Annotated in this window: 15 protein-coding genes and 1 pseudogene; 13 read left to right on the forward strand and 3 right to left on the reverse strand. The window is 42.6% G+C overall.

What is annotated here, in order from left to right:
* Positions 1-31: 31 nt before the first annotated feature.
* Both KUL10_RS04455 and uvrA read right to left on the reverse strand, forming a co-directional pair.
* Positions 32-424 carry a thioesterase family protein gene (locus tag KUL10_RS04455; RefSeq protein ID WP_110427707.1) on the reverse strand — a complete coding sequence of 131 codons (393 nt, stop codon included), beginning with the start codon at positions 422-424 and terminating at the stop codon, positions 32-34.
* A gap of 28 nt (positions 425-452) precedes the next feature.
* Positions 453-3,275 (reverse strand): excinuclease ABC subunit UvrA, encoded by a 2,823-nt coding sequence (gene uvrA, locus KUL10_RS04460; RefSeq protein WP_110427708.1) that lies wholly within the window; start codon positions 3,273-3,275, stop codon positions 453-455.
* 285 nt (positions 3,276-3,560) lie between these two features.
* Here uvrA and KUL10_RS04465 point away from each other — a divergent pair, with 285 nt between their 5' ends.
* The 8 genes from KUL10_RS04465 (at position 3,561) to KUL10_RS04500 (ending at position 13,554) form a co-directional block, all read left to right on the forward strand.
* Complete coding sequence (locus KUL10_RS04465) at positions 3,561-4,937, forward strand: MFS transporter (RefSeq protein WP_110427709.1); 1,377 nt, start codon at positions 3,561-3,563, stop codon at positions 4,935-4,937.
* Between the two features lie 118 nt (positions 4,938-5,055).
* Complete coding sequence (locus tag KUL10_RS04470) at positions 5,056-5,646, forward strand: hypothetical protein (RefSeq protein WP_110427710.1); 591 nt, start codon at positions 5,056-5,058, stop codon at positions 5,644-5,646.
* A gap of 56 nt (positions 5,647-5,702) precedes the next feature.
* Positions 5,703-6,971: a hypothetical protein gene (locus tag KUL10_RS04475; protein WP_233499705.1), complete on the forward strand. Its 1,269-nt coding sequence runs from the start codon at positions 5,703-5,705 to the stop codon at positions 6,969-6,971.
* Between the two features lie 31 nt (positions 6,972-7,002).
* Entirely contained in the window at positions 7,003-8,460 is a 1,458-nt protein-coding gene (locus tag KUL10_RS04480) for a lipopolysaccharide assembly protein LapB (protein WP_110427711.1), read from the forward strand.
* Positions 8,447-10,471, forward strand: a complete 2,025-nt coding sequence (locus KUL10_RS04485) for an SUMF1/EgtB/PvdO family nonheme iron enzyme (protein WP_110427712.1) — start codon at positions 8,447-8,449, stop codon at positions 10,469-10,471. The genes KUL10_RS04480 and KUL10_RS04485 overlap by 14 nt, the downstream gene beginning before the upstream one ends.
* A 228-nt stretch (positions 10,472-10,699) precedes the next feature.
* Positions 10,700-11,476, forward strand: coding sequence for a MotA/TolQ/ExbB proton channel family protein (locus tag KUL10_RS04490; protein WP_110427713.1), 777 nt, complete (start codon positions 10,700-10,702; stop codon positions 11,474-11,476).
* A 60-nt stretch (positions 11,477-11,536) separates the two neighbouring features.
* Entirely contained in the window at positions 11,537-12,604 is a 1,068-nt protein-coding gene (locus tag KUL10_RS04495; RefSeq protein ID WP_110427714.1) for a VWA domain-containing protein, read from the forward strand.
* Entirely contained in the window at positions 12,601-13,554 is a 954-nt protein-coding gene (locus KUL10_RS04500; protein ID WP_110427715.1) for a VWA domain-containing protein, read from the forward strand. The genes KUL10_RS04495 and KUL10_RS04500 overlap by 4 nt, the downstream gene beginning before the upstream one ends.
* A gap of 5 nt (positions 13,555-13,559) precedes the next feature.
* Here KUL10_RS04500 and KUL10_RS04505 read toward each other — a convergent pair whose 3' ends face one another.
* On the reverse strand, positions 13,560-14,288 hold the full coding sequence (locus KUL10_RS04505; RefSeq protein WP_110427716.1) for a heparin lyase I family protein: 729 nt from the start codon (positions 14,286-14,288) through the stop codon (positions 13,560-13,562).
* A gap of 275 nt (positions 14,289-14,563) precedes the next feature.
* Between KUL10_RS04505 and KUL10_RS04510 the strand changes: the two genes are divergently transcribed.
* The 5 genes and pseudogenes from KUL10_RS04510 (at position 14,564) to KUL10_RS04535 (ending at position 24,384) form a co-directional block, all read left to right on the forward strand.
* The gene (locus tag KUL10_RS04510) at positions 14,564-15,100 is read left to right on the forward strand and encodes a single-stranded DNA-binding protein (RefSeq protein WP_110427717.1); all 537 of its coding nucleotides are present in this window, start codon (positions 14,564-14,566) and stop codon (positions 15,098-15,100) included.
* Positions 15,101-15,438: 338 nt separating this feature from the next.
* Entirely contained in the window at positions 15,439-16,896 is a 1,458-nt protein-coding gene (locus tag KUL10_RS04515) for a PAS domain S-box protein (RefSeq protein WP_110427718.1), read from the forward strand.
* A gap of 100 nt (positions 16,897-16,996) precedes the next feature.
* Positions 16,997-17,767, forward strand: a pseudogene (locus tag KUL10_RS18780) (EAL domain-containing protein).
* 141 nt (positions 17,768-17,908) lie between these two features.
* Complete coding sequence (locus KUL10_RS04530; protein ID WP_110427721.1) at positions 17,909-23,029, forward strand: choice-of-anchor V domain-containing protein; 5,121 nt, start codon at positions 17,909-17,911, stop codon at positions 23,027-23,029.
* A gap of 8 nt (positions 23,030-23,037) precedes the next feature.
* Complete coding sequence (locus KUL10_RS04535; RefSeq protein ID WP_110427722.1) at positions 23,038-24,384, forward strand: DUF1501 domain-containing protein; 1,347 nt, start codon at positions 23,038-23,040, stop codon at positions 24,382-24,384.
* Positions 24,385-24,388 lie beyond the last annotated feature (4 nt).

Below are 24,388 nucleotides of genomic sequence, written 5' to 3' on the forward strand. Positions count from 1 at the left end.
TTCCTTGTTATAATTAATTTCTTTAAAGGATTTAGTCTACAAAAATAGCTTTGAGTTTGTCGCGGACCTCATCGGGTATCGGCGACGCCTTTTGTCGCTTATAGTCAAAGTGGACAAGTGTGGTTTCACCTTTTGCTTTAAGCTGATCACTCTGCCAAACTTCTTGATAGACTCTAAACGAACTATTTCCAATTTTGTTAACGCCAGTTTTTATTTCCACCGCTTCACCTAAATAGATTTGAAGTAAAAAGTCGACATTATAGTTGGCGAGTATCAATGGCCAATTATCTAAATCTAGCTCCGGCGTAAACCATTTAAAGATAGGCATACGCGCAGTTTCAAACCAACCAACGATGGCTGTGTTACTGACGTGTTTCAGCGCGTCGGTTTCATAAAATCTCACATCAAATGTAGTACTTAGCATAGTCTTATCACCTTTAAATCACTTAGCTTCAAATCATAGATTTTAGGAATGAACCTGTATGAGATTTCTTAATCTTGCATATTTGTTCTGGTGTACCTTCTGCGATAATCAAACCACCGCCAGAACCGCCTTCTGGTCCTAAATCGACTATCCAATCAGCAGTTTTAACGACGTCTAAGTTATGCTCGATAACTACAACCGTATTGCCGTGGTCGCGAAGTCTATGCAATACCTCGAGCAACTGTTTAATATCATGAAAATGCAAGCCGGTGGTCGGTTCATCAAGGATATAAAGTGTTTGACCAGTGTCGCGTTTCGACAGTTCTTTAGCTAGCTTAACTCGCTGGGCCTCTCCACCCGATAGTGTTGTTGCGGATTGACCTAACCTGATATACGAAAGCCCCACATCCATAAGGGTTTGTAGTTTGCGCGAAATAGCAGGGATGGCATCAAAGAAATCACGTGCATCTTCAACTGTCATCTCTAATACTTCATGAATATTCTTATTTTTATACTTTATCTCGAGCGTTTCGCGATTGTATCGTTTGCCAGCACACACATCGCAAGGGACGTATACATCAGGTAGAAAGTGCATTTCTACTTTGATTAAACCATCGCCTTGGCAGGCTTCACAGCGTCCGCCTTTGACGTTAAAACTAAAACGTCCCGGTTTATAGCCGCGAGATCGCGCCTCTTGTGTCCCTGCAAACATTTCACGGATAGGTGTGAAAATACCGGCATACGTGGCTGGGTTTGAGCGCGGCGTTCTGCCAATTGGACTTTGGTCAATATCGACCACTTTATCCATGAGTTCTAGGCCTGTGATACTTTTATACGGAGCTGGTTCGTTAACAGTCGCACGATTAAGTTCGCGTTGGGCGATACGATAAAAAGTATCGTTGATTAAGGTTGATTTGCCAGAGCCTGAAACACCCGTAATACAGGTCATGACACCAACAGGGATTTTCAGATTTACATTTTGAAGGTTATTACCTGTTGCGCCTTTTAAATCGATCCATTTATCGTCTTTGGCAGGGTGTCTGATTTTTGGTATTTCAATGCGCTCTCTTCCTGATAGATATTTTCCAGTAAGTGAGTCTTCACTATTCATGATATCTTCAAGTTTACCTTGCGCGATGATTTGCCCACCATGCACACCTGCACCAGGACCGATATCGACAATATGATCAGCTTCTTTGATCGCGTCTTCATCGTGTTCAACAACAATCACTGTGTTACCTAAATCGCGTAAATGGCGAAGTGTTTTAAGCAGGCGTTCGTTATCGCGTTGATGCAAACCAATAGATGGTTCGTCTAATACATACATGACACCCACAAGTCCTGCCCCGATTTGACTGGCAAGACGGATGCGTTGAGCTTCACCTCCAGAAAGTGTATCTGCACTGCGAGATAGCGTGAGGTAGTTTAAGCCTACGTTTGCAAGAAACTGCAGGCGATCGATAATTTCTTTTAATATTTTTTCAGCGATGGCTGCCTTTTGACCCGTCAATCCTAAACTGTCGAACAAAGAGAGCGCTTCTGAAATCGACATGTTACTGACTTTTGGCAGGTTAGTTCCTTTGATAAAGACGTTACGAGCTTCCAGTCGCAGTCGTGAGCCTTCGCAACTAGAGCAGTGTTGATGACTCATGTATTTGCCAAGTTCTTCGCGTACAGTATTAGACTCAGTTTCACGATAGCGCCTTTCCATATTAGGGATAATTCCCTCAAATGGATGATTGCGCTCCATGATATCGCCGCGCTCATTGATGTATTTAAACTGTACCTTGGTACCTTTAGAGCCATACAACACTGTTTCTTTGGCTTTTTTATCGAGTTCAGCAAAGGGCTTTGTTAAGTCAAAACCATAGTGATCTGCAACTGACTGGAGCATTTGAAAATAGTAATAGCTGCGTTTATCCCAGCCTCTTATCGCGCCGCCAGATAGGCTTAATTCGTCGTTACTCACGACACGATGTGGGTCAAAAAACTGTCTAGTCCCTAGGCCATCACAGGTCTGGCAAGCACCAGCAGGGTTGTTGAATGAAAATATTCTGGGTTCAAGCTCGGTGATGCTATAGCCACAATGTGGGCATGCAAAGTTAGCTGAGAAGACTATTTCTTCTTTTGAAGGTTCGTCCATGTATGCGACTTTTGCGCTGCCTGCAGAAAGCGTCAGTGCTGTCTCGAAAGACTCCGCCAATCTGAGTTGTAAATCATCACGGACTTTAAAGCGGTCAATGACCACTTCAATCGTGTGTTTTTTGTGTAGGTCGAGTTCGGGTGGATCAGATAAGTCACAGACTTCACCATCGATGCGAGCTCTAATAAAACCTTGAGCTGATAAACCTTCAAGTGTTTTTACATGCTCACCTTTACGGTCTTGAACCACGGGTGCAAGCAACATGAGTTTGGTGCCTTCTTCTAGCTCAAGTACGCGATCAACCATTTGACTAACGGTCTGAGCATCAAGCTCAACATCGTGGTCAGGGCATTTTGGCGTGCCTACGCGAGCAAATAATAGGCGCAGATAATCGTATATTTCAGTAATTGTACCGACGGTTGAACGAGGGTTGTGTGATGTCGACTTTTGCTCGATAGAAATAGCGGGTGATAAGCCTTCTATGTGGTCAACATCTGGCTTTTCCATCATCGATAAAAATTGACGAGCATATGCCGATAATGACTCAACATAGCGCCTTTGACCTTCTGCATAAAGGGTGTCAAAAGCTAATGAAGATTTACCTGAGCCCGATAATCCCGTGATTACTACGAGTTTATCGCGTGGTAGTTCTATGTTGATGTTTTTTAAATTATGCGTGCGCGCACCGCGTACTTCAATTTTGTCCATGCTGCCCTAGCTTTAGTAGTCGCTAAATCAATCGACCATTATGACATACATCTATAAAAAAATGAGCCTTTATGGTTAATCAAAGCGATAGAAATTACTATTCGATAGCTACGTGTATACAGTTGCTTAGATCATGTGATTAAAGGATTAACTTAGAGTGATTTTCTAATGCTAGGATTGTGTTAATATGCGCGCTTTTATGAATTGTTCGCGCATAGAAAGCCTTTAAGGCTTGTATGCTTCCTATTATTCAATCTACGTTTTATGGATGAGAAGTAACCGAAATTGAACGCACTTGAAATACGCGCCGCGATAAGTCTAGCCTTCGTCTATGTTATGAGAATGCTCGGTTTGTTTATGGTGATCCCAGTCATTGCTGTCGCAGCAGTGAAATTTCCGGACTATTCCCCCTTGTGGGTGGGCGTTGCCATCGGTGGTTACGGTTTGACTCAAGCCATTTTGCAAATTCCCATGGGAATGGCTTCGGATAAAGTTGGGCGTAAGCCAGTCATTTATTTTGGCCTGTGTGTATTTATTGTGGGTAGCCTCATAGCGGCTTATGCAGATTCGATGTTAATGCTTACCTTAGGACGAATTTTGCAAGGAATGGGAGCTATTGCGGGCGCGGTTATGGCACTTGCCGCAGACGTGACTAGAGAATCCCAGCGCACAAAGATAATGGCGATTATCGGCATTTCAATTGGTTTCTCGTTTTATCTTGCCTTGCTGCTTGGGCCATTTGTATCAGCAAGCTTTGGATTGCAGGGCATATTTTTTGTCACTGCAGTAGGTGCTAGCTTGTGCTTGCCGATGATAAAATGGGGCGTTAAAACTTCTAATACATATGCACCTACAGGCGACTCGTTACCTAATCGAGCAGCACTTAGAGAGATGTTTAAGCATCCACAATTATGGCGATTTAACCTATCGGTTTTATTAATTCATTTGTTGATCACTAGTTTCTTTGTTCAGGTACCTAGATTGCTTGCAACTGCTGACTTTGAACTGAGTGAGCATTGGAAAATCTATACCCCTATTTTGATTCTCTCAATTGTATTAATGGTTGTGTTGATGCGCCTTTCTGACGCGTTATCTAGAAAACGTGTTTTTATGATTTCTCTTGGGTTGATGGCGTTTGCTTTTATTTTACTCGTAAATATGACAAATCAGGTCTTATCCGTTGATTGGACTTGGATTGTGATTGCAGGGATTTTGTTTTTCGCAGGTTTCAACTATATGGAAGCGAATTTACCCGCCATGGTTTCTTCGATTGCGCCTGCTGGGCAAAAAGGTACAGCAATGGGGCTGTATGCCAGCTTTCAGTTTTTTGGTGCCTTTGCCGGCGGTGTATTGACCGGTGCACTTATCCAATGGGTTTCTACATTGGCTGTTTATTTGTTTTGTTTACTTGTGATTGTTGCACTTGGTCTGATTATAAACAGTGTAAAGGCCGTTGATAAAACGGCTAGGTTCGCGCTTGAACTAAATGAGTGTGATAAACGCAATATGGCCAAAGTATTCGAATACGAGTCTGCACTTCGTCAAGTTGAGGGTGTTGTAGAAGTAAATGTTTCGGAAGCTGATAGCGCGATTTATGTTAAAGCCGCGTTTAAAAAAGTGAGCTTAGATCAATTGTATACAGCGATTGGTCGAAAGATTTAAGTTGAACCCTAATCTATTTATAGAGTCTATATTAAATATTTAACGAGTCGTGTGTTTGTTTCAAATGCTCTGAATATTCTGTTACACATTAATACTGCTAAAAGGGTGACCAACGAGAGTGATTAGACTTATTATTCCTATCCTAGCTTTAATCTATGCTTTAGTTTTTTCGTTTAGTTTGCAGGCTCAAACTCCTGTGTCAACACCCAGTCAGCAACTGCAAGTTTATGATTGCACGGGTGTAAAGTTAGATGAAGTAGATCCGCAGTCGCTAACCAAAGCAGAGCAGCTGGCATTGTTGGATGGTGCTTTACTCGATTCTGTAGATCGTTACAGTAGTTGTATTAATCAAGTACAGAATAACATGGCAGGTGGAGGCGGCGCTGCAGGTGGCGGGGGTGTTTCAGGTGGTGATCAGGAAGGCACGAACGCGCAAGCTGAATCAATTGCTCAAGCGCCTGCAGAATCCGAAGAACAGACTGAACAAAACGTGAGCGATGCCTCTGAACAAATTGAATCAATTGAAGATGAGCAAAGCAATCCTAAACAACACAACGGTAGAAACAAGACAAAAGCAGGGATTGTTAAACCGAAAGATAACGACGCGATTATATGTCAGATCCTTTATGACGCTATCGCGGGTGAGCAGGATGAAGTCACTCGAAAAGGACTCCAAGCTCAATACAATGATTATAAGTGCGGACGCTAAACAAAGGTGCTTTGTTTAATGCGAATTGCATGGACGCGGCAGCAAAAAGGTAAATTATGTTAAAGACGACTCAATACATAGCATTTCTATTATTTTCTATTTTATTTTTAAGCGCTTGCGAATCCACTCGTTCAAGTCAGAGAGAACCTCTATTGGTTGGCCCTGAATTTGTAAAAGCCAATGATAAACCTGCTGAGAAACGCTACACCCATCAAAGCGATATATTCTTAGACGTTGCGATTCCAGTTTTTGATCCGGGCTTTCCTATTGATAATAATACAGGGGAAGTTGATTACGAAGAGTTAGGCGAATTAGATATTTGGCCACAACTTAGGCGCACCGAAGCCAAGCGCTTTGCAATTCAAACCAAAAAAGCGCTTGAGAAAACAAAAGCCTTTGGGTCCATCAGCAATTTGCCAGACGCTAATACCACAGCTGACCTATTCGTTTTAGGAAAGATAAATCACTCTGACAGTGAGTTGGTTGAGTTGGAAGTCACGGTTGTTGATAGCTCAGGTGAAATTTGGGGCAAAAAAAGCTTTGAACATACCGTTTCACAGTTCTTTTTTCGAGATCAAATGAACGAAGATAAAAACCCTTACCAACCTGTCTTTAACCAAGTTGCAGATTACGTGTATAGCCTTGCAACTGAGATGTCAGACGAAGAGCGTCAAGTCATTAAAAATACAACCTTAATGCGCTATGCTCAATACTACTCGCCACAGGAGTTTAGCCAGTATCTTTCGGCCAGCATTAAAAAGAAAAACGGCCAACGATATTACAAGTTCGACGTGACTGGAATGCCGGCTGAGGGTGATAAAATGATGAGTCGCATCGACACTTTGCGCAACCAAGACTTATTGTTTGTTGATAACCTTCAAAATCAATTTGAAGCGTTTGAACAAGAAACCGAAGTGCCTTATCGCACTTGGCAGGAAGAAATGCTACCTGAACTCGCTAGAATGCGAGAAGCGAGAAAAGAAAGAAACACAAAAGTCGCGTTGGGAGTATTGGCAGGTATCGCAACTGCCGTGCTTGCCAAGAACAGTGGTTCAACTGCAGGTGAAATCGGCACAGTTGTGGGTGGTATTGCCACTGCATGGTCTTTGAGCGATGCCTTTCAGGCCAACGCTAGTTTGCGCGTTCACAAAGCCGTAATTGATGAAATGGGGCAGGGTATTGATATAGATTTAAGCCCTACCGTAATGGAATTTGAAGACGAAACCATTGAATTACAAGGCACAGCAAGGGAGCAGTATCAACAATGGAAAGCGCATTTGCGTGAAATCTATGCACTTGAATCAACACCCGATGTCGACTTGTAATACTTGTTTTAGCCAGTATTGAATCAACATAATGGAATCGAATAAGTCATCAGCTTCAACTCAAATTGATGAGGTGTTGCAGGCAAACGCTGACAAGCGCACGTTGTTGTTCAAGCGTGTGTTATTATTTTTTGCTGGCATACTTGTCATTGGTGTTTTGGTCATATTGATATGGCAGTTTTCGACGTCTAACAACAACCAAGATTCAGCTAATGTGGCCACGCCTGTTGCAGCTGAAAATGCGCCCAGTAAGCAAGCTCTTGAAGCCGCCAGAACGCAATTTATGCAAGGCATGGCAATGTATGAACAAACTATTGCCCCATTATTATCTGATGAGCGCCTGATCAAGTTTGATCGGGTAAGTATGCAAAAGGCGCAAGCACTTCAAAATCAAGCGTTGAATAGTTTTGCTTCGGGTGGTTTTATCGAGGGTAAGGCCTCTCTTGAAGAATCTATTGCGACAGTTAAGCAAGTAGAAGCAAATTGGCTTGATGCAGTAAATACTCAATTATTAGATGCAAATCGATATTTCACTGAAGATCAAATCGACCGCGCAAGGCTAAGCCTTAATCAAGCACTTACGCTCGATCCCATCAATCAAGATGCACTTTCTTTACAAACAAGGATTGAAGCGTTTTTGCCAGTTCAAGATGCAATACGCGCCTTTAATATTGCAAAAACTGAGAATAATCTAAGCAAACAAATCAGTGCGTTGCAGCAAATTGTTGCGCTAGACCCCAATCGCAGTGAGTATCAGGCTGAATTAAATAATCTACAAGAAAAACAAAAAGATAAACAGGTTGCAACTTTAGTCAGTCGCGCCTATTCATCGCTTGAATCTAGAGATTTTGTCGCGGCTAACACACATTTAAGTGATTTGAAGCGCATTGAACCGAGTCATTCTAGCATTAAAGAGATCACTTCACAGTTGCGTGCTTTTAATGCACAACAAGAGCAGACGAGGGTTGTTAATACGGTGAAAAACCTGTTTGCTGAGCAGCAGTTCTCTGATGTGCTTACTCAGGGGCAAATAGCTTTGGCGACTTTTCCAAGCAATATCGAACTCCAGCGTTTAGTTAAACAAGCGCGCGATATTCAACAAGTAGAAAATGCCCTAGATGGATACATTGCCAACCCAATACGTCTTCAGGACACTAATATAAGAGTATCTGCCAAAGAGACCTTAAAAAAAGCAGTGTCGGTGATTACAAAATCCAATGATGTTGCTGCCAAGGCCAAAACCCTGAGCGATTTACTGACTCAAGCCAGCGCACTGATTACCGTGACAGTTTTGTCAGATAACCAAACTGATATCCGTGTGCTAGGCGTTGGCAATGTTGGTAAGACAGTTTCAAAGCAAATTGAGCTATCGCCTGGTGATTACGTGTTTGAGGGCAGAAGAGAAGGTTTCAAATCGAAACAAGTGAAATTAAATATTTCAACTAAGCAAGCAACCAGCATAACAGTAGTGTGTGATGAACGAATCTGAACAAAATAGCGTCGAGACAACAAAAACATCTAGTCTAAACCTAGATGCCCACATTAAGACTGCGCAACGCAAAGGTGCGAGTCTCTATGTTGTTGGTGGAGGACTTACTCTCTTTGTCCTTGCTGTCTTTTTTCTTTGGTTGTTCATTGTCAAAGGCTTTGTAGTCATTATCAACCCATCAGATGCAAGGCCGAGTGCCTCGATATCATTATCGAAAGGGCTAGGTTATGTCTCGGATAATCGCTTTTATGTATTTGGAAGTCGAGCTCAGCTAATGATCACCGCTGAGCGATTTGAAACCACTTACCTAGATATAAACGAATCGACTCCATCAACCTTAGATGTATTGTTAACACCAAGTCCCGCGGTAATTTCAGCAGATTTAAGTCATTTAGAGGGGGAAACAAGTTGGTATATCGACGACAAACTTGTGCAAGTGAGTAAAACCTTTGAATACTCGATAGCACCGGGGACTTATCTACTCATTGCAGATAATCCGTATTATAGCGACTGGACATCAGTATTAAACCTTGAGCGAGGTGAAACGCGTCAGCTTGAGCTTGATTTAACAAGAATTGAAGGGCAAATCGTGCTTAACTCTGTGCCAAGTGGAGCAAGCATCTTTGTTGATCAAAGAGTTGTTGGTCAAACGCCCCTCACAGTTCCACTAGCAGCAGGTCAATATGATATCCAGCTTCAACTTACTAATTATGAAACCTTAGAAGATAACATCGAGATACGAGATGATCTCACACAACCAAAGAGAAACTACCAACTTGTGCCTAAAAAAGGCCAAGTCCAAGTGAATGTATCACCGGCCGGTGGTGTGCTGTTGCTGAATGGAGAAGCTACTGAGCCAGGTTTGTTGTCAGTTTCGGTTAATCAAAAGCATCAAATTAGATACAGCAAAGAGGGTTTCAGGCCATATCAAACAAGTATTAATGTCGATTTACAGACTAAAGATGTTTTAAATATTTCACTGGAAAAAATGATTGGCGAAGTAAATTTTACGTCGAATTTACCCGCTCAAGTGTATCTTGATAACAAATTAATCGGCATGACACCACAGATAAAAGCTTTGCAATCCTTGCCAACAAAAGTGGAATTTAAGCGCGAAGGCTATCGCAATGTGGTACAAACATTTACACCAAAAGACAAGGCCAGCATTAACGTTCAAGCGAAGATGCTGACAGAGTTTGAAGCCAGACGAGCCGAAGGCCGCCCCTTATTTGTATCCACTTTAGGCATCGAGATGAAGGCGTTTCGACCTAATGCATTTACGATGGGGTCACCTGCAAATGAGACAGGGCGCTCTCGCAATGAGCATCAGGTTAAAGTGGATTTTAGCCGCTCTATTTGGGTATCTAGGCACGAAATTACACAGGCTCAGTTTGCTGCCTTTGACAATAAAATACCCAAATCAAATAAACCCTTGACGATGGTGACTTGGCTTCAGGCCGCCAAATACTGCAATTGGCTAAGTGAAAATGAGGGCTTACCGGCTTTCTATCGTATTAAAAACAATCAGTTATTAGGCTTTAATCAAGACAGCAAGGGCTACCGACTACCGACTGAGGCTGAATGGGAGTGGCTAGCCAGAAAAGCCAACCGTGCCAGCGCAACAAAATATGTGTGGGGAAACTCTGATCGCTTGAAAAACAAAATTGCTAATTTTTCGGATAAATCAGCTACGGGCAATCAATTTGTTCTCGATAAATTTGATGATGGCTTTGCCGATATCGCCCCAGTGGGCAGCTTCAAAGCTGACAGAGCCGGCCTATTTGACCTTGCAGGTAATGTGCGGGAATGGGTAAATGACTTTTACACCAATACGTCCCCGAATACCGTTGATGTTCAAGTTGATTATCTAGGGCCGCTTCGCGGACAGCAACATGTTGTCAAAGGTGCAAGTTTTAACACGGGTAAATTCAAAGACTTACGGGCGGCCAAACGGACGATTGGTGAGGGTGCTAAAAACGATTTAGGGTTTAGGATTGCTCGCTACAATTAATTTGCAGGCAATTTGCAGGTAATTTGCAGGTCTACGAGGCTATAGACGGCTGAAGCGTGAATTTAAGCGCTAAACTAATAAGTTAAGAAGAAAATTATCATGAAAAACAAGCGTCTAAAATTAGTACTTTTTCTTGCGATTGCCCTTTTGGGTATTTCTGCGCTGGCGTCAGTTGCTATCAGTTTAGACGCACCTGCCACTTTTCCAACAGACATATAAAGGTTCACCATGAATACACAAAAACAAAACGCCAATATGAACCTTTCTCTGCCAATATCTTTGGGCATTTTTTTGGCTATTGTGACTTTGGTTCACTTTTTCTATCAAGGTGTTGTTAGGCCAATTGCCTCAGCCACTATTGCGGCACAAGGGGCAGCATCAACCACTAACATCTGGGTGATACTTAAAGACGTAGAGCAGCAAGTGTGTATCAGTCTAGGACTTTTCTGTCTGATACTCATGGCCTATAAATATTACCGCATCACCTTTCATGAAGAACCCTTGTTTACTACTGACTATTTAGCGGCAATAGATAAGAATCAAAAGATCAACGTAGAGAACGTCATCAATGAACTAGAAGAAAGTAAGTACTCACAAAATAGCTCTATGCAGACATGGATTGACTGCTTAAGACGCTACAAGAATACACAAAATGTGCAACATGCATCCGAGGCAATCAGGGACAGCGTTGAATCCCTTGCTGACCAGTTAGAGTCGGGAAACAGCTTAATACGATATTTTATTTGGGCGATCCCAAGTATTGGTTTTATCGGAACGGTAAGAGGTATCGGCGCGGCGCTAGCAAAAGCCGAAGAAGCGGTCGCTGGTGATATTTCGGGCATGGTAGATAAATTGGGGGTAGCGTTTAATTCAACACTGGTGTCTTTGTTTGTTTCAATTGTATTGATGTATGTGCTGCACATGTTAAACAATCGACAAGACCAAATGGTGATCAAAACCCGCAAAAATTGCGAAACGCACCTTTTAACTCGACTGCACAACTAGCCCTAGCGATACAGTTAAAATGACAAACGATCTGATTATCCTTGCAGTGTTGATAAAAGCATGACTAAAAAGCGCAAAGAAGACGGGTTCAACCTAGCTTTTCTAGACGTGATGGCTTGCGGGCTAGGTGCTGTATTGATGATTTTGATCGTCTTGAAATTCAGTGCAAATACGCCAGTACCCTCTGATGAAATCGAACGTTTGACCCAAGAATTAGCCAGTATCGATGATCAAGCTTCACAAGTTAAAAAAACCATTGATGAGGTCAATGATAATATTGCACAAGAAAGTGCTTCGATCGATGCAATCAAACAACAAATAAATGACTTACTCGTGCTTCAACAAGCCGCAGCCAAGGCGGTAGATGAGCAGCAAGCCGTTGTTGCTGACTTGCAAGAATCTATTGCCGCTGCAGCTCCTAAGCAAAGCGATGACTTACTGACTACGCCAGGTACCGGTGAAGAAAATTACCTATTGGGGTTAAAAGTAGAAGGTAAACGCATCGTGATTCTGCTCGATACCAGCGCTTCAATGACCGACGAAAACCTAATCGATATACTCAAGCGCAAAGTGCAAAGTGATAAAGTCAAGCAACTAGGACCTAAATGGCAACGCACAAAACGTATTGTTATGTGGATGCTTGCCCGTTTGCCTAAGGATGCGCGAGTGACAGTGGTGTCGTTCAATCAACAAGCATCGATCTTGGGCGGCAAAGCGGGTATCCCGGCTAGCGATTCAAATGCTTTAAAAGCGCTAGTCAGTGATATAGATACCTTGGTTCCAAGCAAAGGCACTAATCTGCAAGTGGCTCTGCAAGAGGCAAAACGAGCAGAACCAAATATGTCTTCACTATACCTTATCACAGATGGGTTACCGACCTTGCTAAGCAGCGGAAGCGGGTTTAATAGTAATCGAAACTGTAAACCCAGTGACCCCACTCAAAAAACGATCAGTGGTGATTGTCGGTTTAGCGTGTTTCAACATACATTTGCTCGTTTCGCACCGCGCACCGAAACCAATATAGTGCTGCTTCCACTTGAAGGCGATACACAAGCCCCAAGTGCTTATTGGAATTGGGCGAATATCACAGGAGGCTTGATGATCAGTCCGGCTTCAACTTGGCCATGAAAAAGACACGCACACCCATAGAGGTGTTTAGTCTGTCATTTTTAGACATTATTTCATGTGCTTTTGGCGCAGTGATCATGCTAATTCTATTGGCGAAAAATGGCGATGAAGGTGAGTTTAACGATACTAGCGAAATTGCCGGTATGTTGAATGCGGTCAACCGTGCACAAATGAGCCTAAGCGAGTTACAAGGTGCACTCAGCATCAAGCTGGAGGAATTGAAGCATGCGCAAGCAAGTGTAGCCAGTGTCAGTGAGCAAGCCAAAAATTTAGAAACGGAAGTTGCACGAGCACAAAACGATGTTCAAAGTCTCAATGATCAAGCCAGCGGGCTAAAAGTCATAAAAGTCGAACAAGAACGCGCAGCCATAAACGCGGGTAAAGCTAAAGAACGCGTCGATGAAGTAGGTGGTATTCCGGTCGACAGTGACTATGTGATATTTATCGTTGATACCTCAGGTAGTATGAAAAACATGTGGCGCAAAGTCATGGATACATTGTCTGAAACGCTTAACAACCACCCAGAAATAAAAGGTTTTCAAATATTGTCTGACAACGGCGATCCCTTACCCGGGGTAAAACTTGGCGATTGGCGCAAAGATACACCCGTTCAGAGAAGACTCGCGCTTTCGACAATGATGTCATGGAACTTTGCGGGTTCTTCAAATAGCTCGCCTGTCGAAGGGATTGAAACAGCGTTGAGAACCTATGGCCGTTCTAAATCTCTCGCCCTCTACGTGTTTGGTGACGATTATAATGGCAGTTCTTTTGACAAGACGCTTGAAAATATCAACCGATTAAATACCGATAAGCAGGGGAATAAAATCGCGCGTATTCACGCAGTCGGTTTCAAACCTAATCGCATTCAATATGGCGGTGAACCCTTGATGTTTTCAACAGTGATGCGTGAAGTGACCAGACAGAATAACGGTACATTTTTGGCCTTGTAGGCCCCTTATTTAGTCAGCGTATTAAAACTTTCTACATCATCCAGATAAATCGTCTCTTGCGTGCTTTGCTGATCGCGCAGAATACCAAACTGAATAAAAGCTTTTTCGTTATCCAGCAAGGTTTTGGTGTTGTGTTTGTCTAAAACCAGTTCTTCATCAAAGAAAATACTGACTTGACCTGCATTCGCATCTGTCGACCATTTAATATTCATCTGCATCGAATACCATTTATTAGCTTGTAAATTAGCGTAGGACCAAGCGGTAACGCCACTGTTGTCGGTAAAGCTAATACGATTGGCTGAAAGGTTAAAACGCATGATTTGTTGATAAGAAGCGTCAGATTCCCAATATGCGAATTCGTGACGAGAATCAGTGAATAATTTCGGCAACATGAAACGCCATTTAACGGTCGTCATGTTCCCTTCTGCAATGCCTTTTGGTTTGTGTTGTAGCTCACTTCGGTTCAACGCCGGTTGACCGTTCCATAAATAGTCTTCGCTTCCCTCAATAGTGATGCGTGTAACTGGATTGCTAGGATCGTCGTCTAAATTGACGATTTTAATCCCTTGAGCGTTTAGCTGATAGCTCCACTCGCCCAGTGTTGAGTCAGAAAAATCAGATGACCAATAATGCATCTTTGTCGAAGGTAAAGTGTGATAACAGGCGGCGCTCAATAAACTAAAAAGAATGAGCACTAGGTTTTTAACTCTGAATTGTCGTGTAATTGATTGCATATAGTCGCTTGTGCTGCTTAATGGATTTATCAATTCACAAGCTTAACGATAAATACAAGTTAACAAAACACTAAAGTCATCTTGAGCGACAAACTTGCCTTCAAGACAGTTATGCATAGGCTAGTTTATCAATATTATTAAGGCAGTCAAAAGCTACAATTAGTCTGGCTACTTGCCACCAAAAAGAGTTACAATCAATGCAATAAACAGAGCACGTTTGAGACCTTGCCAGCGTAAAAAAGAGCAAGGCGATAAAGAAAAAATTAGGAGAAATCATGGCCTCACGAGGTGTAAATAAAGTCATTTTAGTCGGTAACTTAGGAAACGATCCTGAAGTACGCTATATGCCAAATGGAAATGCGGTTGCTAATCTTAGTATCGCCACTAGTGAGAGCTGGAAAGACCAACAAGGGCAACCACAAGAGCGCACAGAATGGCACAAAGTCACCATGTACAGACGCTTGGCTGAAATTGCAGGTGAATACCTTAAGAAAGGATCTCAAATTTATCTTGAAGGTAAATTACAAACCCGTAAGTGGCAAGATCAAAGCGGAAACGACCGCTACACAACAGAAGTTATCGCAGACCAAATGCAAATGCTAGGTGGACGCAACGAAGGCGGAAACATGGGCGGCGGTGGCGGTTATCAACGTCAACAAGCACCACAGCAAGCACCTCAAGGCGGTTATCAGCAGCAGTCAGCTCCACCACAGCAGGGCGGCGGTTACCAGCAACCTGCGCAACAAAATACGCCTAAGCCACCACAGACTCAAGAGCCTGATTTTGATTTTGATGATGATATTCCATTCTGAGGAATACATAAATAAAAATTGTTATTAGCCCTGTTTTTACAGGGCTTTTTAATTTCCACATTAAATTCATCTTGTTGCCCAAACCCCTTTCACGCATCTTCGCTGCATTGAAAATATTCAAAAACAGGGCGGTCCAAGTTGTATGGCGCTTTTTTAAGGTGGATATTAACCCTTGGTATAGTTTTGTATTTTTATACACCTCTTACGACTAGCTCTTCCAATGAAATCAGAGCAATTTGCTATGCTGTTTGTATCAGATCATGTCATTACTAAGGTAAATTGATTACTGATTTAGTTTGATTTTTTCGCAAAAAAAAGAAAAATGCGGTGATTGAACAATGTTTAAAATAAGTTTTGAAACTCGCGCTAACGAGAAGAAAACTGTCACAAGTACAATAAACTCTAAACCAAATCGACGTTCTGATTTGCAACTTCGCACGGCGATATCTGCCATGCAAACGTTTCTTTTTGATCCAGATGCGCGTCGATATATGATTGAAGTAGCTTGTCAGCATATTTCCGGTTTGACAGAAAGCGAACAAACGATTTGTTACGTCTCTGACGAACAGGCAAAGTGTCTTCTTTCTGATGTGAGCGCTTTTGAAGTGTTAGGACATGTAAGTGATAATTTTGATGTGCCCGAGGGGGCATTAAAAGCATTATTATCAAATCATTCATTTTTTAAACAAACACAGGTATTTAATCTTAATATCCCGAATACTTTGGTACCGCTCTTACCTTCTCAAAGCGCTGTAAAAGCCGCGTTTTTTGTCCCTGTTTATATCAACCACGAACTTCGAGCATTAATTGTTTCTGTTAGATGCGACACAAAATACACAAGTGTTCAACTAGAGCGGATCAAGCCTGTTATTGGCTCGTTAATGTGTTCATTGCGCAGTGCTGAAGTTGTTGCTGGTAGACCGACAAATTTTGAAGAAAATATACGCGGAAATCAGTTTTTAAAAAGCCTTATATCAACCTCACCAGCCGCAATATTAGTAGTAGACGAAGAGCAATCGATTATTGTAAGTAATCAGAACGCAGAACGTTTGTTTGCGGGTATGCATAATGATCAGTTGTACGCCAATTTGAAACGGGGTTTGATTGGCATGCCCGTCGAGAACTATTTACCTCATTACAGAGAGTTGTTTTTGTGGTCCCAACAAGAAGACAAATACGCAACAGGTGAAGACGTTGAAGTTCATGCTATGTTTAGTGACCAGCAAGCCTTTAAAACAGATGGACAAGAGACTGTCGTAGATATTACACCCTTTCGATATTCGAATGGGTTAAAAACATGTACGGTTTTGCAAATAATCGAAAACACACATCAACACCATCTCAAAGAGCTAGTCGAAAATGATCACAACCACTTATTAGCCATTCGGCACCTCATTCCAATAGCAGTTTTAAAAATTGATTTAAATTGGCGCTGCACCTTTGCAAACGATCGGTGGTTGTTAGATTCTGGCATAACGCATGAGGAAACTCTTGGATATGGATGGAGCTCAGCCCTCATAGAGCAAGAGCGTAAGTTACTTTTTAATGAACTTAAAAAATGTCTGAACTCTGGAAAAGACTACAGGCAAGACTTGCAATTAATGTCACCATTAGGTGACGTTAAATGGTGTGAGTTAAGTGCTCAAATCGCCGTAAATGAAAAACAAGTAGTCGATTCATTTTTGATCACGCTTACGGATATTACTTCACGCATCAACTATCAAGAAAAATTACGAAAAGTCGCTGAATATAACCCTCTTACGGGTTTGGTAAATCGCAACGGGTTTAGCCTCTGAGACAACGCCTAACACACTGGTTAAACAGGCAGATGCAGCATTGTATTTAGCCAAACAACAGGGTAAAAATCAGTACGAACTGTTTGATAAAAGGTTAAATGTGGAATATAAGAAACGCTCCTTTTTAGCATCGCAACTCAAACGAGGAATTAATCAAGGGGCGTTCAAGTTTAACTATCTCCCAATAGCGCGATTAAACGGTAAGGGGCTTTTAGGAGTTGATGCGATCCTTAGATTTAAGGATGTAAATGAACAAGAGTTACTACCAGAAGCGTTCATGCCGCTGTTGCTACAAATAGGAGAAATGCTCGCAGTTGTCGAATGGATGTTAGATGAGACTTGCAAAAAGTTAAGTATTGTAGGCCGTGATGCTAGCGTCAATGATCCATTCTCAATTTCTTTAAGTTTGCCTGTTAACGTGCTGTTGTTGGAAGAGTTACCTAGCATGATTCAATAAGCAGCTAACAAAGCAAAAGTTAACCCTAACAATATCGTATTAAAAATCAGTGAAACCTCGCTAGCCAAAAAGCATGATGAACTCTTGGCTGTATTAATAAATCTGAAGTCTTCAAAAGCCATATTGTTACTTGACGATTTTGGTTTAGAAAACGCATCTTTGAATCTAATTTCTATCGGACTATTTGATAGAGTCGCTGTTTGCGAGTCATTACTTAATGACATACAACAACTAAACTGCAAAATTGTCGTTAGCGCTATTACAGCATTATGCGGTGCGAATAATATAGATGTTATTGCTAAGCAAAGTGATTGTTCTGCAGACAGAAGAAAAAGCCTTCAGAATCTTGGTTTCCACTATGTCCAAGAAACAAATATCAAAGGGTTTCAATCGTTTTCCAAAGCTATTAGTTAGTAAAATTGATTGTTAAACACGCCTTTAGTTTTTACGTCTTTAGTTTTTCGAGTTGCCTGAAATTTGAACTTTTAAAAAAATCGTTTTATTCTTGTGTAGAGATATTTTATGTCAAGTTAACGGTGGTTAAGGGTCATCAAGATGAAGATAAAATACGCGGTTTGTGGCCTTTTGGTTAGCTTATTCTCAGGCTTCGCATTTCACGTTTCTGCAAATTCAAGTGGTATAACAGGTTTTTCGGGAAAGCAAGGTTCTACTTGTGGTTCATGTCACTCTTCAGGAGGTGCCGATTATCGATCGAGCTTATCTTTTGAAGGTGAAGTAGACGCTGAGCCTGGCGAATTATTACAACTAGCATTAACCGTTTCTTTTACGCCGCCATCCAGTGTCCCAAATCCGATGGCTGGGATAAATATAGCTACATCTGACGGTTCACTTGTCGCAGGTGAAGGGTTACAAGCCTCAAACAGTGAATTGACGCATACATTTGCCAGCCTAACAACTATCAGTAATAACGCAAAAAGGTGGACATTTAACTGGAGAGCGCCTTCTGACGAGGGGCAATCAACTATTTTTGCTTGTGCACAGCTCGTAAATAGAAATTTTACAACTACTGGTGACGACTCAAACACTGCATGTATTAGTCAGACAATTACGATTGCCGACGCAAATGAGCCGCCACCGCCACCGCCTGACCCTGACCCTGAGCCGACAAATGATGTGTTTGGTGACCTTGATCACGATGGAAAAGCTGATCTATCAATTTGGCGTCCATCAACACAGACCTTCTATGCAAGGCCCTCCCAGAGTAGTGAACTTATCCTCGCAGAGGTCATGGGAAACAACGAATTTGGAGTTCCATTAACCGGTGATGTTGATGGGAACGGGCAACAAGATGCAATTGTATGGCGTGATGATGGCATATGGGAAATAATTCTCGACAGTGGTCAAAGTCAAACATTCACCTTAGGGCAGTCGGGTGATTATCCATTTTTGGCAGACGTCGATGGAGATGGCGCGGATGATCCGATCGTGAGAAGACCTTCAGAGGGCAATTGGTATTATTTACTCAGTTCTCGAGGACATGCTTCTGGTAATTTAACGTTTGGCTCTTTGGAAACTGACATTCCGACCTTGGGCGACTATGACGCTGACGGCAGAGTCGATTTTTCAATCTGGCGAAATGGCACTTGGTTCATCCGTCAGAGTTCAAACAAGAAAATAATTTCAATCACGTTGGGCAGCCAAGAAGCAGATATCCCCGTACCAGCAGATTATGATGGTGACGGCGTCACTGATACGGCTATATGGCGACCCTCGAATGGTTTTTGGTACATCAACCTTTCTTCTACTAATATTCGACGAGATGTTCAGTTTGGTTCTCAAAGTTCAGATATACCGATACCAGCGGATTATGATGGCGATGGAAGTGCTGATCTTGCGCTGCGCAGGCCTTCTTCGGGTTTGTTCATATACAAGTCATCGATTAACCAAAATACCGTTGTAAAAGCGTTTGGTGGACAGGAAACTGATGTGCCAGTTTTAGGTGCTTTTAGAGGCAAACAAACCCTTATAAAAGTGCCAGAGCCCCAGCTTCCCGCAACAAGAGGCGATGCAGATGCTGACGATCGAGCGGATTACGTCATATGGCGTCCAAGTAATCGCACATTTTACGCACGCTCAACAGATACCGGCAGTACAGTTATCAATAGTCAGGTTGGTACGATAGACACGGGCATCCCCTTATTTGGTGACTTTGATGGAGATGGTGAAAATGATCATGGTGTTTATCAACCTGAGTCTGGTATTTGGACGATCAATCTCTTTTCTGGGCAAGAGAGGACTTATACATTAGGTGGTGCATCGGATTATCCATTTTGGGGCGACATAGATGGTGATGGTGTTGATGATCCAATTGTGCGGGAGCCTGACACAGGTAGTTGGTCCTTTTTGTTGTCGTCAGTTGATTATCAAGAGCGTTCATTGGCCTTCGGTAGTGTAGATACTGACACCCCAGTGCTTGGTGATTATGATGGTGATGGGCTTCTTGATTTTTCAGTTTGGCGTGCTGGTACTTGGTATCTTCGTTATAGCAGTGATAAAAAGACACGCGCAATCGGTTTGGGAAGGCAGGCACAAGATATTCCTGTGCCCGCCGACTACGACGGTGACGGAAAAACTGACGTTGCTATCTGGCGTCCATCGAATGGCGTATGGTACGTTATCCAATCTAGCACAGGGCAACGTCGTGATTCACAATTTGGCTCGCAAAGCACTGATATTCCTATTCCAGCAGATTACGATGGGGATGGAAAAGCCGATTTAGCTCTGCGTAGACCAAGCACTGGGCAATTCATTTATAGGTCCTCTGTTGACGATAGTGTCGTGGTAAGCACGTTTGGCCAGCAAAGCACAGACATCCCTCTGCTAGGTGCTTTCAAATCGAAAAAAACGCTGTTCAATGAACCAACCGATCCCACAAATTATTATACTGAAAATGTATCTGAACAAGTTATTCAAGGACGCTGTATTGCATGTCACGTGTCGGATGGAGCTGCGGCATCGAGTGGGTTGATTTTTGAGCGAAGTGACCAGCCAAATTACATTGAATCTAATATGGCAACGATTGCGAGTTTTTTGTCTCAACCGGGTGTAGATGGCGAGTATCTATTGTCTAAAGCTCAAGGTTTACTTGGGCATGGTGGCGGCCAACAACTTGTTGCAGGGAGTAGTTTATACAGTGCTCTGGCAGAGTATTTAGGCATTATTACGGGTGAAGATTTAAGCTTTGCCACAGACAGTTTCTGGAATGGTTTTTCATTTTTAGATAACCGTAAAACACTTCGTAAAGCAAGCATTATCTTGGCCGGCAGATTGCCGACTGAGGATGAATACCAAAGCGTAAGCGACGATTCAGATGAAAGTTTGCGTTCGGCTTTACTGGGTCTTATGGAAGGCGATGGGTTTCATAGTTTTTTAACTACTGGCGCTAACGATAAGTTGCATACTCAGAAATACTTGAACGCCTACCCTCAGTTTCTTAACGATGATGTATATATTGTTGAAAGGGCTAAACGACAATACCAGGCCAATGTTGATGGCAAAGGCGATGAATTTTATTCACAACAAACCAAGCCAGCTGAAATAGCTTATGCAAGATCTGCAACCGAGCTTGTGGCTCATGTAGTAATGAATGATCTACCTTACTCTGAAGTTATAACTGCCGACTACACCATGATGAATCCCATGTTAAATGCGTTTTATCGCGGTGACGCTGAGTTTGATGACGTGACCGATATTAACGAGTTTCGCCCAGGTAAACTAAATGGTTTCATGCTCAGAAAAGATACCATTGAAGAGTATGACATGTTATTGGGCCATAACATTATTCAAGAAGGCTCCATTATTGAATGGCCTCACGCTGGTATATTAAATGACCCTGCCTTTTTAGAACGCTATCCATCGACTGCGACCAATCGAAACCGCGCACGTTCGCGATGGGTCCAGTACTTGTTTCTCGATTTTGATATTGAGAAATCTGCTGCAAGAACAAACGATCCTGAGGCCCTAGCAGACAGAGACAATCCCACCTTAAAGAACCCCAACTGTACCTCATGCCATGAGGCACTGGATCCGGTTGCAGGCGCCTTTCAGAACTACGGTGATGTTGGTTGGTATAGAGATGCATGGACTGGGTCGGATTCACTTCATGACGCTTATAAATGGCCCGAAGACGGAGAAACTCTTTATCAAGAGGGTGATACATGGTATCGCGACATGCGAGCACCGGGCTTCGGTAACTTAGTTGCTCCCTCGAATGATAATTCAGTTCAATGGTTAGCCCAACAGATCGTGAATGATGGCCGCTTTACAGTTTCAGCCGTAAAGTTTTGGTGGCCTGCTGTGATGGGTTTAGCCGTTAGCAACGCCCCAGAAGATCCCAGCGATACTGATTTTGACATTAAATCCGATATTTTTGTAGCTCAGAATAGCTATATCTATGGCCTTGCAGGACAACTAAGATCACACATGAATCTTAAGCTTACCCTTGTTGACATGATGATGGGACCTTGGTTTAGAGCCGACCAGGCTACTGGTGATATTTCGGAAACTCAGGCAGCCAATTTAGCGGGCACTGGCAGGTTATTGAGTCCTGAATTATTAGATAAAAAGATGAAAGCAGTTTTTGGTGTTTCTTGGAGAGAAGAGTACCCCGATTGGAATAACTATCAGCGATTTTCTGCATTGAACGATGAGTATCGCATTTTGTACGGCGGTATTGATAGTGTTGGTGTTATTAAACGCGCTGATCGCATGACTTCAATGATGTCAAAGGTAGCACTTACTCAAACTACGCAAACCTCTTGTAAAGTGGTTGTTGAGGACTTCCAACGCGCTCCCGATGAGCGATATCTTTTTTCAGAGTTGACGCCCTACGACTCGCCAGACGCAATAGGCTATAAAGAATTCTCTGTAGACAACTACTCTAGTGAGGACAGCCGACCGTTTAGCTTAAGAATCAGTGGTAGTGCCGGCGATATAAATTTAGGAATCAATTATTTAAACGATTATGCCGACTTCGAAGTGTTGAACGTTGATGCCAACTTGGGGATAGATAAAATTGTAATCAAAGCACCTAGTGGTCAAACAATTGCTGAATATGAGGGTGATGAGCTACAAGAAATAGCCACCGGTGCAACTGAATGCGCTGGCGTTCAATATTGGCAAGATTCAACTGGAGAAGACTATTATATATATGGCAGTTGCCTATTAACTTTCCCCTTATATTTTGAAGAGGCGGATGATTACACAATCGATGTATACGCATATTCAGTGTATCAAGATGAATTTGGAGAGCATCGCCCAGAATTAGAGGGAGAGTGGGACATACCACGCATGAGCGTTTCAGCAACGTTGGCCGAAGGAAACAATACTGACACTATTAACAGTGTTACTACCAAGCGAGCTATTGCCGCTTTGATGAATAATGCATGGGGTACATCCTATGATGAAGCGCATGCAGAGGTGGCGGTTGCTTACGACCTATTTGAAACTTCTCGAATGACTAAATTTGAGCGTAGCGATTGGTTTCACATTGATGAGGATGGTGCTTGGTGCAATAATATTGATTGGTCTGAGTTCGATTCAGAACCTGGAGTTGAGGACGGTTATGATGCAGGCAATGATCCATTTTACCTTATGAGTGCATGGCGAACAGTAGTTGCCTATGTGATGTCTGACTACAGGTTTTTATACGAATAAGGAGTCGAATGATGAAAAGACGCAACTTTCTAAAATTGGCAGGCGTTGGTTCGGCTCTAGCATCTTTACCCACTAGCTTTAATCTATTTGCTAATACCAACGCTGACTTCAATGGCAAGTTTCTTGTTTCCCTGCAGTTACAAGGAGCATGGGATGTCAGTAGTTTTTGCGATCCTAAAATGAACATGCCAGGTGAAGAGGAAATCAACCATTGGTCTCGATACAGTGAGACACAAACTGCGGGTAACCTTCGATATGCGCCAATTTCAGGGCTATCTGACTTTTTTAATCAGTATTACAACGATATTTTGGTGATTAACGGGATTGATGCTCAGACTAATTCTCATACTGCGGGTGAAACTCATAATCATAGCGGTAGAATTGCAGTAGGCTTGCCGACACTGACTAGTTTATACGCGAGTATTAATGGCGCCAACTTGCCTATCTCTTACATCAACAATGGAGGATACGGTGAGACGGCGGGCCTTATTCGATATACCAGATTGACCGATACTTATAAGCTGCAGAGCGTTCTGGAGCCGAATGTACCAGAATTCGGTCATCAAGATAGGTTGATACCAGGCAGTGATTGGCAATTGATTCAAGAAGCAAGAAACGAACGTTTTGCGCGACTAAAAGCAAGTAGTACCTTATCTCCTCGTGAAAGACTTGCTCTTGTCGATTACGAGTCTGCATTACTAAACTCAGGGCCGATCAGTAATTTTGCAAATGCCTTAGGCACTATTGGCGACCTACCAGAAGGTGTACAGATTAATCAAGACACCTACAGTGATATTCAGCTACAGATGAAACTTGCATTAACTGCAATGCAGTCTGGGGTGTCAGTAGCGGCAGATCTAATCTTGGGTGGGTTTGATACGCATTCAAACCACGACGCAATGCAATGGCCACTGTTAACTCACGTTGCAGAGAGTATTGATTACTTTTGGCGAACCGCAGAGGAGTTAGGCATTGCAGAGCGAATGGTGTTAATCGTGAACTCTGATTTTAGCCGCACACCACATTATAATTCAGTTGATGGAAAAGACCATTGGCCAGTGGGCAGCGCTATGGTTATGGAGCGCAATGTAAGCTGGGGAAATCGAGTGGTTGGTGTAACAGATGAAGGTCAAAATGTGATACCCATCAACCCAGACACCTTACAGCAAGATGATAAAGATGGTCGGGTCATTTATCCGCGCGATGTGATGTATTCACTGCGTCGCTACCTTGGTATCAATGATAGCCCTCTGGTGACACCGTTCGATTTACGTCAAGAGTCAGAATTCAATTTCTTTGATTCAAATGCTCAAACACCTCAAGGAAGTGACGTTAGAAACAGTATGAGGGTTTAGCTAA

This window comes from Glaciecola sp. KUL10, from assembly GCF_003203515.1.
Classification (GTDB): domain Bacteria; phylum Pseudomonadota; class Gammaproteobacteria; order Enterobacterales; family Alteromonadaceae; genus Glaciecola.